The 14,289-nt window shown below is 30.8% G+C and carries 6 protein-coding genes and 1 pseudogene; all 7 read left to right on the plus strand.

The annotated features are described in order from the left end of the window. Positions 1-775: pseudogene (locus tag GFV01_RS07540) on the plus strand (hypothetical protein); the annotation flags it as partial. A 221-nt stretch (positions 776-996) separates the two neighbouring features. Then, positions 997-2,265, plus strand: coding sequence for a hypothetical protein (locus GFV01_RS07545; protein ID WP_160566081.1), 1,269 nt, complete (start codon positions 997-999; stop codon positions 2,263-2,265). A gap of 895 nt (positions 2,266-3,160) precedes the next feature. Next, positions 3,161-4,291 (plus strand): tRNA guanosine(34) transglycosylase Tgt, encoded by a 1,131-nt coding sequence (gene tgt, locus GFV01_RS07550; protein WP_160566084.1) that lies wholly within the window; start codon positions 3,161-3,163, stop codon positions 4,289-4,291. Then, complete coding sequence (locus GFV01_RS07555; RefSeq protein ID WP_255448671.1) at positions 4,249-5,388, plus strand: LptF/LptG family permease; 1,140 nt, start codon at positions 4,249-4,251, stop codon at positions 5,386-5,388. The genes tgt and GFV01_RS07555 overlap by 43 nt, the downstream gene beginning before the upstream one ends. A gap of 21 nt (positions 5,389-5,409) precedes the next feature. Then, complete coding sequence (locus tag GFV01_RS07560) at positions 5,410-5,607, plus strand: hypothetical protein (RefSeq protein WP_160566087.1); 198 nt, start codon at positions 5,410-5,412, stop codon at positions 5,605-5,607. Between the two features lie 5 nt (positions 5,608-5,612). Next, positions 5,613-6,275, plus strand: a complete 663-nt coding sequence (gene tsaB / locus GFV01_RS07565; protein ID WP_160557814.1) for a tRNA (adenosine(37)-N6)-threonylcarbamoyltransferase complex dimerization subunit type 1 TsaB — start codon at positions 5,613-5,615, stop codon at positions 6,273-6,275. Between the two features lie 507 nt (positions 6,276-6,782). Next, positions 6,783-14,282, plus strand: coding sequence for an MBG domain-containing protein (locus tag GFV01_RS07570; protein WP_160566090.1), 7,500 nt, complete (start codon positions 6,783-6,785; stop codon positions 14,280-14,282). The last annotated feature ends 7 nt before the right edge of the window (positions 14,283-14,289 follow it).

Genomic DNA, 14,289 nt, shown 5'->3' on the forward strand with positions numbered 1-14,289 from the left:
GATATCCAAAGATCTACATTATGCCATAGACAGTGCCGGTTGGGAATGGGAGGTTTTTAAAAGGGTTTCAACATGGGAAGATAAAGACTATGATTCGGCTAAAATAAAAGAAGTTAAGGCATGGAAAAGAGAGCGTTTCAGTAAAGGATTAGATCAAAGTTTAAACCGACTGGCTTTGGTTATGGAAGAAAGCGGAGAGGAGGAAAATTATTTTTGGTTACAGTCTAAAATACTTAACGGATATTCGCCCGATCATAAAGATAAACCCGATCCGCATGGTTGGGAAAAGCGTAAAGAAGGGCTTATAAAGTTAAAAGCATGGTTTAAATACGATAAGGCTGTTTGTAGAGGAGAGAAAGAGTTGGAGTTTATAAACACCAAAGGCAGGGCGCCATGGATGGAACTTGCAGAAAGTATAGCTAAAGAAATGAAAGGTTGTAAAGAAGATAAAGAGCCCATGTACTCAAATGCTAAAAAGTATTTACAATACTGTGGACTTGAAACTAAACCTACAGATGGGAAAAAGGGCCCTTGGTGTGCCGCTTTTATGAATTGGGTAATAGGACAGACTATAAATCCTAAGACAAATAAGCCATATAACCATGCAAAATCAGCAGCCTCTTTAGCTCCTACAAAAGATGCAACAAAAAATAATTATAAGCAAATATCTGAACCTATTTATGGTTGTTTGGTTGTATACAAACATTCCAATGGCTCTAATGGGCATACGGGATTTTTAATGGGCAAAACGAAAGATGGAAGATATATTTATTAGGTGGAAATCAAGATGATACAATACGTTTTGATGCTTATGGATAATATACAAGCAAAAGTAAAATAAAAAAATTATATGGATTTTATGTTCCTAAAGACTATGAGATAAAAGATCAAGATAAATTAACGGATAACGATATATATGAAAGTGCAGACGCATTAAATATAAAATTTGGAATTATAGCAGAACCATCAACAGGAAAAACAAATTAATTATAACTTATGAAAAAACAGATAATAAATATACTATTTCTACTGGGAAATATTTTAACTATTTCTTGTCAGGAAACCCCGAAAAACGAAACCGTACAAAAAAACAAAAAAGAAATTCAATCTATTGATACCCTTACTTTAAAAAAATCGGATACTATGTTGAATATAGAAGAAATTAAAAAGCATATAGAATTACAAAAAAGATTAGAAACAGCTGAGTTAGAGTTTGATGACCCTTATGAATATACCGAAAAAGACTTAGAATTAGCCTTAAAAGTTATACATATAGGATTACTGAACAATGGTTTTAAAGATATAACAGATAATGATTTCAAATTAAAGATGCAAAAAATATTTAATTATGAAAGGAAATATAGTGATAAATGTGCTTATAATTGGTATTATTTAAATGATAATAATTATAATTATATATTATATGGATTATCATATAAATTGGATAATGAAATACTAACAGCTGAACGACTTAAATTTGGATCTTTTATAGAAATAGGAAACTATTTTTTTAGCAAAGATTATCATTTTGTGACAATTATACCGTATCTAAAAGATTTAATCCAAATTAATCCCGATAATTCGTATAAAATAAAATTACCACAAGAATTAATCTCCCGAAACAAATACTTATTTACTGACGATAAAAGCCAGTTTCCATGGTTGGTTACGCAAGATGAATTTTTTATGCGCAGTTTGGTAACAGACTTTGGATATACGGAAGATAAAAAACTATTGAAGTGGGCACTTGAAAACACCCATCTTCCACGCTTTTATACTTATGCAAAAAAAAATGACTTAGAAGAATTGGGAAAATTATTATGGACTAAAGATTGTAATGGAGAAATACGAGTTCATCAAAATACCTTAGATCTTCTAAAAGAAATGTCTACACCGGATGAAAATTTATATATCATGTATGTAGCTGAGTATCTTACAAATATAGAATACCTACATGCTAACGAAGAATTAAGTGATGCGCAAAAAGCAAAAATAGCTGCTCATTTATTGTATTGGGGAGAACAATATAAATACGATGAACTTTATGATTATAATCAAATGTTTATGGGGCATTTTTGGCATTATATGGATGATGGCACATATGATAAGGAATTTAAAAAGAACAATTATTACGGTTTACCCAAATTTAAAGAATGGTATGAAATAGCTAAAAATGAAAAAGATTTATTTTTAGATGATGAGTCTATACCCGATTCACCACAACCATTAGATTATGAATTTAAATCAGATCGATTAAAACGATAATCCCTTTTTAAATAAAATTTAAAATAAAGACAACTTTAACTTAGACACTTGTGCTCGAAAAGCACATTTTTTTGCACAATCTCGAGAAGAATCAGGCTTAGATTTGAAAGGAGCCTTAGAAGGAGAAAGTTTAAATTATGCTGCGGAAATTGTCATTATACTTTAAATAGTTCATACTGGGCTTGCAAAGTTTTTAAATGAGTTCCAAAATGAAAAAAATAATTTTATTGATTAGAAACTACTAAAATAAGTTAAACAATAAAAAAACAAGATTGACTTCTTTCACATAAATGTAAACCGAATCTGATGGATGGATTAATAGATTAATTGAAAGTTAAATTAGGGTACTATTCAATCAGTTTTGAAAACTATACAAAACAAAAAAATAAAATACCCATTTAAAAGTCAATACTATATTTCTATATCTAATAAAATTTGAAATCAATTCACAACATTACATATTTTCCAACCCTTATGGGCACTTGCGATTTGATTTATACCATTATGATTTAAATTATCTAAAAGCGATTCACAACATCCTTACATCAAGTTGTTCACTAGTTGTTATTATGAAAACTCGGTATATCTAATAAAATTTGAAGCAATTCACAACACTAAGTATACTTCATTGTAATAATTAAAGTTGTGAATGATCACTAAAACATCATATTAAAAAAGCATTATCAGCATGACATCATCACTCTTTTAAAGACAAAATGATTACAATTTTGCAAATATATAAAAATTACCATTCTTTATCCAAGAATACTCTATTTAATTAAATATCAAACCCAACATTTAAAAAGCAAAATAGTCAAAATTAACAGGTTATCTTAAATGTTAAAAAACATCCTTTTTTAGAATATTTTTTAAATCAGTTTATATATTTGCATTTATGTTTTTTAGTAGTAACGTTAAAGATAAAAATTCTAAAGCAAGAGCAGGTATTCTGCAAACCGATCATGGAAAAGTAGAAACCCCTATTTTTATGCCGGTAGGAACGGTTGGATCAGTAAAATCAGTACATCAAAGAGAACTAAAAGAAGATATTAATGCCCAAATCATTTTAGGAAATACTTATCATCTATATTTAAGACCGGGCACCGATATATTATACAAGGCCGGTGGGTTACATAAATTTATCCATTGGGATCGTCCTATCCTTACAGATAGTGGCGGTTATCAAGTATTTTCTCTTTCTCAAACTCGGAAAATCCAAGAAGAGGGAGTAAAATTTAAATCGCACATTGATGGATCGTATCATTTTTTTACACCTGAAAAATCTATGGAAATCCAACGATATATCGGGGGGGATATCTTTATGGCGTTTGATGAATGTACCCCCTATCCTTGCGATTATTCCTATGCTAAAAATTCATTGGAAATTACACATAAATGGCTTAAACGTTGTGTGAAATGGTGTGATGAAAATCCGGAATTTTATAATTACAAACAACATTTATTCCCTATTGTACAAGGAAGTACCTTCGATGATTTACGCAAATTTTCTGCAGAATTTATTTCCTCTGTCAATGCGGATGGTAATGCTATTGGGGGGTTAAGCGTTGGAGAACCGGAAGAAGAAATGTATCGTATCACCGATTTGGTAACTGATATTTTGCCTCTTGAAAAACCGAGATATTTAATGGGTGTGGGTACTCCATGGAATATTTTGGAATCCATTTCTTTAGGTATTGATATGATGGACTGTGTAATGCCTACTCGAAATGCCCGAAACGGTATGCTATTTACCTGGGATGGCGTTATTAATATTAAAAACAAAAAATGGGCGGATGATTTTTCCGAACTGGACCCTAAAGGTACTGCTTTTGTTGACCATGATTACTCCAAAGCCTATCTTAGGCATTTGTTTTCTGCTAATGAATTTTTAGGAAAACAAATTGCTTCTGTACATAATCTTGCGTTTTATTTAGACTTGGTTAAAACCGCTCGTAAACATATTATAGAAGGTGATTTTACAAGTTGGAAAAAATCGGTCATTCCGCAGCTAAGAAACAGATTATGATTACTATTTTAGACCGGTATATTATTCGAAACTTTCTGGGAACCTTGTTTTTCATGCTGCTTCTTTTAATTGCTGTTTTTGTAATTATTGATATTCAAAGTCATTATCAGGAATTCAGCGAAAACGGATTTTCCGTATTGGATACCTTAAAATTGTATTATCCGTTTTATGTTATTTGGGCAGTAAATGTTTTTGCATCCATACTGGTTTTTATTTCTGTAATTTATTTTACGTCTCGAATGGCAAATAATACGGAAATTGTTGCCATAACCAGCTCAGGGACCAGTTTTTTCAGATTTTCACGACCCTATTTTATCGTGGGAATCATGATAGCGTTAGGTTCTTTCATGACCAATCATTTTCTTCTTCCTTGGGCAAACATTAAAAAGAATGAGTTTAATGTAAAAATTCTTACCGGAAACAAAAAAGATGCTTATATGGCCAATCAAAATATATCTGCACAAATATCTCCTACAGAATATATTTTCGTTAACAGCTATAATCGTCAAATGAAGAGAGGAACGGGATTTTTATATCAGAAATTTAATGAAAAAAGAATATTGCTGCACGAATTACGTTCTGCTGAAATTTATTGGTCTGAAGAAGACAATACCTATGTCTTAGGCAACTATTACGAAAAGGAGATGTCTTCTAATGGAAATATAGTATCTTTAAAAAACGGAAGTACGTTAAAAAAACATTTTAATTTTACTCCCGATGAATTACTGCCTGAAGCCTTTGTAGCAGAAACTATGAATACTCCTGAATTAAGAGAGTTTATAAAAAAAGAAAAGATGAGAGGTGCTAATAATGTAAATATCTATCTTAATGAGCTTCATCAAAGAACCAGCTCATCTGTAGCTGTAGTTATTCTTACCTTCCTTGCCTTATCTCTTTCTTCAACCAAAAAAAGAGGCGGATTAGGAATAAATTTAGCGATTGGTATATCCTGTGCTTTTTTATATATATTTTCTTTCCAAGCCTTACAAGTATTCTCTTCCAAAGGAATTTTACCTTCTTGGTTTGCAGTATGGCTCCCTAATATTATTTTCGGCATAATAACTTTAGTCTTGTATGTAAAACGCGCATACGCATAAATAAGTTAAACTACTATTACGATGAAAAAAAAGATTGCAAATTTTATAGCATTTATAATTGGTATTTATTTTATTATCCGTTCGTTTTTCTGGTATAACCGCACGCAAGGTGATCCCTCACAAAATAATTTTTTTGCGATCGTTTATTTTTGCATTGGAATAGTTGCCATTATCATTCAATTAGTTGTAAATTACCGTAAGAAAAAGAAAAAACAGTAATGGCAATCAACATTCTTCATATAGAAACCTCTTCAAAAAACTGTTCGGTAGCGATTGGAACTGACGGTAAAATAAATTCATATTGTGAAGAAATATCCCAAGATTATAAACATAGCGAAAATCTTCATTTATTTATTCAATGGGCTCTTGAAGGTGCAGAATTAGCACTTTCTGATATCCACGCCGTCTCTGTAGGAAAAGGCCCCGGATCTTATACGGGTTTACGTATAGGATTAGCATCAGCCAAAGGCTTTTGTTTTGGAAATGATATTCCTCTAATCTCCATAAACTCTTTATATATTTTAGCCGTTCCCTATTTAAATTCCGAGTACGATTATATTATCCCTGTTATTGACGCGAGAAGAATGGAAATTTACACGTCTGTCTTAAATAAAAAAGGAGAATATCTAATTGAGACTCATGCTCATATTTTAAATGAAAAATCTTTTGAACAAATAAGTTCAAAGAAAGTACTCTTTGTTGGAGATGCTGTTGAAAAAACTGAAAATTTCTTGAAAGAAACTTCATTCCCTTTGGAAAACGCTACCTTTATTAATGCTTATCCTCAAGCAAAAAATATGGTTGATCTCTCCTATAAAAAATTCCAACAAACCACATTTGAAGATGTTGCCTATTTCGACCCTCTGTATTTAAAAGATTGGAAATAGTTTTCTCAAATTAACAGTCCAAACTAAATCTTTATACTTTTCAAGTCAACGTTGATAGCAATAACTTATCTAATTACATTTACTCTATACTAATGTAGCCCGATATTTATAAAATATTTTTTTATTTATAAAATAATTTCTACAATAGCATTACAAATTATTTTTTTATAATATTTTTTTTAAAGTATAGTAATTATTATAATAATTTCTATACACTTAATTTACTATCATTAACAATAATACACTTAATTTTAATTAAATTAATTATTTAAAACAAGTTTTTATATTAAATTTCCAATAAATTTCCTAAAATTAATACAGAATATTTGTAATTTTGTATAGTTGTGTGTGTGTAATTAGTTTTAGTTTATGTTATTTAAATAGTTCTTATTATCAATTTATTATATTTATTTTTTAATTCTATTTAAATATTCTTTATTAATCAGATTACTTCATTCACTTTGATAATTTAATTAATTATTTAATTTTTTGATCAAAAGTTGATATATGAAACATCTATATTTTGTTCTTATTTTATTGCAAACTATAGGCATTGGATTCCTTTATTCACAAGAAAAAAATCCAATACTTACAGAATCTTCTCAAACACTTAAAGACAGAACCTACCAACATTTAATTATGTATGGACAAAGTTTGTCGACAGGAGCTCAATCTTATCCCGCTCTATCTACCGAAAATATTGAGGGAAACTATATGATAGGAGATCAAGTCTGGATCGAGCAGGGAAATACCCATTTCACAGAATTTAATCCGTTGAAAGCTTCCACTGCCATAATGTACCAAAATTATCCTAAAAACCGAGCATCCATCACGTTGGCGGAAACTCCTTTAGTTGGCCTTGTAAACCATTTACAATTAAAACAGCCTAAATCAGGGATTAAATATCTGGCTTCTTCCGATGGAGAAAATGGAAAAAGCATTGAAGCTTTATCTAAAAAAGGGGTTTTACAAAAAAATTATTATAAAGATTATTTTTTAAAATCAATTGAATCTGCTGCAAATATTGCCCGATCAAATGGTTACAAAATGGTCACTCCGGCAATTTTTTGGCTTCAGGGAGAATACAATTATTTTACTCTTCATGATGATAATACTAGAGGTGCTACTCTTGACAAAAATGTCTATAAAAAGCTTATGGTTGAACTAAAAAATGATATGCAGAAAGATATCATGAATGCTTATGGGCAAACTAAAAAACCGGTTTTTATTACCTATCAAGTAGGATCATTACGAAATGATGATAATCTCAATATTGGACTTGCTCAATTAGAGTTATCAAATACATATGATGACATTATAAATGCCGGCCCAATTTATCATTTGCCACACAGAGGAATTCATATGGATGCCAATGGATACAGATGGTATGGTGAAATGTTGGCAAAAGTGTATTATAAAACCCAAGTATTAGGCGAAGATTTTAAACCTTTACAACCTAAACAAATCTATCGTATATCGTCGAATTCAGTGGGGATTATATTTCATGTACCGCAACCCCCTCTTGTTTTTGATACCAATCTTGTGCAAGCACTTCCCAATTATGGATTTAAAATAAAGAATAACGGGGTGGAACAAAATATATCTGAGGTAAAAATCGATTCGAATAATAATACGATAATTATTTCTTGTACAAATGCTATTACCGGAAATGTAGAGGTCATATACGGACAGCAAAATATATATCTTAATAAAAAATTATTGATTAAAGCCGGAAATCTAAGGGATAGTGATAACTATCCTGCTTTTTTTACTTATGTAGATTTGGATGCTAAAAAGGATGGCGAATATATCTATCCAAGAGAAAAATCAGAAAAAACCCTAAGACCGGACAATGAACCTAAAGACAAGGACGGAAGTTTTTTACATGGCAAACCTTATCCGTTATATAATTTTAGTGTAGCTTTCAGTTATACTCTGGATGCTAATAAAACTTCAATCCTTATGCCCGGTTTCAGACCCAAACATGACATTTTATATGTTAAAAAAGGTAGTAATGGAGACGGGAGTTCATGGGAAAACGCTTTGGGGGAATTAGCTGATGCTTTAAAAATTGCTGAAGAACAAAATATAGATAATGAGATACTAATTAAGCAAATATGGGTTGCTAATGGTTCTTATTCTCCTTTATATATTGCAGGTGATGGTGGTAATGCTAATGATCGTTCTTTTGTACTACCGAAAAATGTAGAAATTTATGGTGGATTTGCAGGAACAGAAACATCTGTTAATCAAAGAGATTGGAAAAATAATAGTACTATACTCCAAGGTGATAATGTATACCATGTTGTAATTTCATCAGGAGATGCCGGAAAAACAGTTCTTGATGGTTTTACTATTAAAGGAGGAAATGCAAGTGTACGTAGCAATAATTGTATAAGAAAATATAAAGTTCCTTGTCACATAACAGTTAATAATAGTTGGATTTATACTGGATATGGTGGAGGTATTTATCTTTCTAATTCATCGCCCAAATTAAAAAACTTGATAATATCGGATAATAATGCCGTAGATGCCGGAGCAGGTATAACAATTGACGTATCTAACTCTTTCTTAAACAATATAACTATTACAAATAATAAATTAATTGGTAATAATGCCATAGGGGGAAGCGGTGTCTATACTCTTAAGTCATCTCCTTTTTTACAGGATGTATCCATTACTAATAACAATATAGAAACTACAAATGTTAAAGCAAAAGGTGCCGGAGTATATAATTTAAATTCAGAAAAACCTAGATTAAATAATGTAATAATTTCCGATAATGCTATTATTAATTATAAATATAAAAATGCGATTGGTAAAGGAGGCGGTATTTATATTGAAAACTCAAACTTACTGTTAACAAATTCTCTAGTCGTTAGAAATAAATCCGGCGAAGGAGGAGGTATTTATATCGAACGTTCAAATGAATCTGAATTTACAAATGTTACCATTTCAGATAATGAAGTTTCGGCTAATAAAGGCAGTGGTTTATATTGTAATGATGCAAACCCTACAATTTACAATAGTATAATTTGGGGTAACAAACCCAATACAACCTCTAATGAAGAAGGTCTAAAACCTATTTTTAACTATAGCTTAATTCAGTATAATTTTTCCACTGATAATTTTAATTTAAGCGGTCAAACTGATCCTTTATTCGAAGACGGATATAAATTAAATCCAAACAGCCCGGTTATAAATAAGGGTAATAATGAATATATAATTTCGACGAATAAAGACTTAGACAACAGCCCTCGAATTGTTAACAAAACCGTAGATATAGGTGCTTATGAATATCAAAATGAAGCTTCATGTAACAGCTTTAAAGATATTACCATTAATGACACAGAAGTAACTTATGATGGAAAAACTAAAGAATTTTTTTTAAATGAACTTCCAAGTCATATAAGTGCAGAAATCAAATATAAAGGTATCGGGAATACTTCTTATAATGAAAGTTCTGACGCTCCTATTGATGCCGGAACTTATTTAGTAATCGTTCAATTAAAAAATAATTCTGAATCAACCGATTGCGAAATAACTCTTACGGCAAATTTGACTATCAATAAAGCTATAACTGAAATTGTTTCGGATGATTTATATACCTACATTTACGATGGAAAAGAAAAGAAAGTATTCGCTTCTCTTAATCATACTGATTCTTCAATTACCTATGAACCTCAACAAGAATATATAAATGCCGGAGGGTATACCATAACAGCAAAATCTGCTGAAACAAAAAATTACCTTGCCGCAAAAAAAGATATTATATTAGTTATAGAAAAAGCAAACTTTACTAATATATCATTACCTGAAATGAGTGTTACTTATGATGGTTTAGAAAAATCTATGGAGGTTACCGGAACTGTACCGGCAGAAACCGATATAGTGTATGAATACGAAGGCATTAATGCAACATCCTACCCTAAACAAAAAAATAAACCTGTAAATAGTGGTACTTACCTTGTAACGGCAACAGTAAGTAACCCTAATTATAATACACTGTTGATACAAGGTAAATTACTAATTAATAAGGCAAATTTTAACGGTATTAAACTTAACGAGAAAGTAACTACTTACAATGGTGATAAACATAATAATGTTATCACTGTTTCAGATAATCTTCCCAACAATACCGAAATAAAATATGAATACGAAGGAATTAATCATACTTCATATCCTAAAAATACAGAAGAACCGATTAATTCCGGTACATACCTGGTGACAGCCACTATAACAAACAATAATTATAATACACTGATTCTAAACAACTACCTTATAATAAACAAAGCTGAAGCAATTATTACAGCTGAAGACGAACAAAGTTTTATTTATGATGGTAATGAGAAAAATATAAGTGCCACTCTTAATCATTTGGAAAGCCAACTTCAATATTTACCTAAAAATAAATACATTAATGCAGGAGACTATGAAATAAACATTGAAGCTCCGGAATCAGATAATTACCAAAAGGCCAGCAAGAAAGTAATATTAAAAATTAAAAGGGCAAAAACTGTAATTACAGCCCAAAGCATACAAATATATACATATGACGGCAAGGAAAAAACTGTTACCGGTTCTATTAATCATAAGGAAACCACCATTGATTCTCATCCCCAAAAAGGATATATTAATGCCGGAGAATATTCAATAACATTAAAAACAAAACAAACCAAAAATTATGAAGCAGCATCATTAGATGTTAAATTAATTATTGAAAAAGCACAATCCATAATTTCTGCCGAGGATATACAAACCTTTTTCTATAATGGTAAACAAAGAAACATTTCTGCAACTTTAAACCATAACGAGGTAGATTTAACCTTTAGCCCTCAAAAAGGCTTTACGGAATCAGGTTCTTATGATATTGTTATAAATGCACCCGCTTCAACAAATTATGAATCCGTTTCAAAGAAAGTTAAACTTATAATTAAAAAAACGGAGGCTTTAATCACCGCTAACGAAATTCAAACATATACTTTTGATGGAACAGTAAAAAATGTAGTTGCTCAATTAAACCATGACGAAGCCATACTAACCTATTCTCCACAAAGAGGATATACAGATGTCGGTTCCTATAAAATTATTGTTAGTGCTCCTTCTACCTCTAATTATGAAGCTGTTACAAAATCCATCACTTTAAATATTAATAAAGCTGTTTCTTATCCGTCAAAGATTAAATTAGAAAGTAAAACATTTACTTATGATGGTAATTCACATAGTTTATTTGTTGAAGGTTATCCGGAAGGCACACAAATTAATTATGAAAATAATGATAAAATTAAAAGCGGAACATATACAGTAACCGCCACTTTAATACATAAAAATTATAAAGACGCTCAATTATTCGCTCAATTAATTATTAATAAAGCTCCTTCAATTATATCCGCTGAAGATTTACAAAATTTCACTTATGATGGTAAAGAAAAAGTTGTAACGGCTTCGCTAAATCATAATGAGACATCCTTATCTTATTTTCCACAACAAGGATACAGTCAGGCGGGTAAATATACAATCACCGCTAAAGCTGCAGAGTCCAATAATTATAAACATTCTTCAAAACAAATCGTTTTAAACATTGAAAAAGCTAATGCTGAAATTTCGGCCGATGAGGTACAAACATTTACTTATGATGGAAATTTAAAAAAGATATCAGCTACACTTAATCATAATGAAACCGAATTAACCTTTTCACCGGTAAACGGATTTACAAATGCCGGAGAATATACAATTACCATTTCTGCTAAAGCAACTGATAATTATAAATCTGTTTCTAAAACCGTAATTTTAAGAATTGAAAAAGCAGAGGCTTCCATTATTGCTGATGATACGCAAATATTTACATATGATGGTTCTGTTAAAAATGTAAAGGCTATTTTAAATCATAAAGAAGCTCATGTAACATATAGTCCTAAACAAGGATATACTGAGGTAGGATCCTATGTAATTACAGCTAATGCTCCTGAAACATCTAATTATAAAAAAGTTTCTAAGGAAATTACATTGAAAATTAATTATCCTAACAAATTCCCGGCTTCTGTGAAGTTGGAAAATAAATCTTTCACATACAACAGAGAACCTCATAGCTTAGTAATTTCCGGATTACCGGAATCTACCCAAGTTACATATGTAAATAATGAACATATAAAGGCGGGCACATACTTGGTTACAGCGATATTAACTCATCCTAATTATGGTAAAGCAGAGTATACCGCTACCCTAACCATTGATAAGGCTAAGGCAATTATTTCCGCTGATGATGTACAATCATTTATCTATGATGGTTTAGTTAAGAATGTGACAGCTACCCTTAATCATACGGAAACTGATTTAATTTATTCACAAGGTTATATTAATGCCGGGGAATATACTATAACAGTGAGTGCGCCTGAATCTGATAATTATAAGGAAGTTTCTAAAATAATTACTTTAAAAATTGAAAAAGCTACTACAATAATTTCAGCCGAAGAGATACAAATTGCCACCTATGATGGAACAGTTAAAAAAGTTAATGCTTACCTAAATCACAACGAAACAGCAATCAAATTTGTCCCTAATGAAGGCGGCTATATCAATGCAGGAACTTATAAAATAACCATTGAAGCTCCAGCCACTCAAAATTATAAGGCAGCATCCAAAACTGTAACATTAAAAATTAATAAGGCTGATGCTGAAATTATGGCGCCGGAATTCCAAACATATGATTATGATGGAACCGTTAAAAAAGTTACTGCCAGACTTAATCATGACGAAGCGGTAATTTCCTATGAACCTCAACAAGGATATACAGATATAGGAATTTATATAATTACCGCCAGTGCTCCTGAAACTACTAATTACAATAAAGTTTCAAAAGATATTAAATTAAAAATTGTTGCAACTAATTCATTTCCGGCTTCTGTCTTATTGGAAAGTAAATCATTTATATATGATGGCAAACCACATAGTTTATCGCTTACAGGTATACCGGAATCAACTCAAGTTTCTTATGAAAACAATGGTCATACAAATGCCGGTTCCTATTTAGTTAAAGCTAAATTAAATCACCCTAATTATGGTACTGCAGAATATACGGCGACTCTCACCATCGATAAAGCTCCGTCCATTATTTCCGGTTCTGATACGCAAACATTAACTTATGATGGTTCTGTAAAAAATGTGACAGCTACCCTGAACCATACAGAATCAAATTTAATTTATAGTCCACAAGAAATTAGAAATGCAGGAGAATATGTTATTACCGTTTTTGCTCCGGGGTCCAAAAATTACAAAGAGGCATCCAAACAAATAACTCTAATAATTAAAAAGGCAGTGGCAAACATTTCTGCTGATGAAAGTCAAAAATTTACATATGACGGTTCTGCAAAATATGTAACAGCGACCTTGAATCATACGGAAACTAATTTAATTTATACGCCACAGAGCTTTATTAATGCGGGTATACATAAAGTAACCGTAAGTGCTCCTGAAACTCAAAATTATTTGGAAGTATCTAAGCAAATATCTTTAATAATAGATAAGGCTAAGTCTGTTATTTCTGCTGATGACATACAAACTTTCATTTATGATGGTTCGATGAAAAATGTCCAAGCCAATTTAAATCATAAAGAAACTAATTTAATTTATTCTCCTCAACAAGGATATATTGAAGAAGGTTCTTATGATATTACCATTACCGCTAATGAAAGTTCAAATTATTTATCTTCTTCTAAAAATGTAAAACTAGTTATAAATAAGAATTCCCTGGGAGTAGATGATATTACAGTTGAAGATGAAGAAATTAAAATAGCACCGAATCCGGTTTCAACTACTTTAAAAATAGTTTTCTCAAAACCACTGGCTAAAAAAGAAGCAATTAGCATGTATGATCTTATGGGTAGATTAATTATGGAAACCACCATTGCTCCGGGAGAAAAAATTAAAGAAGTCGATTTTAACGGTTATTATTCCGGTGTTTATATTTTAAAATATAAAAACAAAGTATTTAAAATCGTTAAAGAGTAAAATAATT

The sequence above is a fragment of the Apibacter sp. B2912 genome, from assembly GCF_009827835.1.
Lineage (GTDB): Bacteria > Bacteroidota > Bacteroidia > Flavobacteriales > Weeksellaceae > Apibacter.

What these genes read in the sequence shown, in the direction of transcription:
- tgt (WP_160566084.1), top strand. Translation starts at nt 3,161, where the DNA reads ATGTTTTTTAGTAGTAACGTTAAAGATAAAAATTCTAAAGCAAGAGCA.
- GFV01_RS07545 (WP_160566081.1), top strand. Translation starts at nt 997, where the DNA reads ATGAAAAAACAGATAATAAATATACTATTTCTACTGGGAAATATTTTA.
- GFV01_RS07560 (WP_160566087.1), top strand. Translation starts at nt 5,410, where the DNA reads ATGAAAAAAAAGATTGCAAATTTTATAGCATTTATAATTGGTATTTAT.
- GFV01_RS07570 (WP_160566090.1), top strand. Translation starts at nt 6,783, where the DNA reads ATGAAACATCTATATTTTGTTCTTATTTTATTGCAAACTATAGGCATT.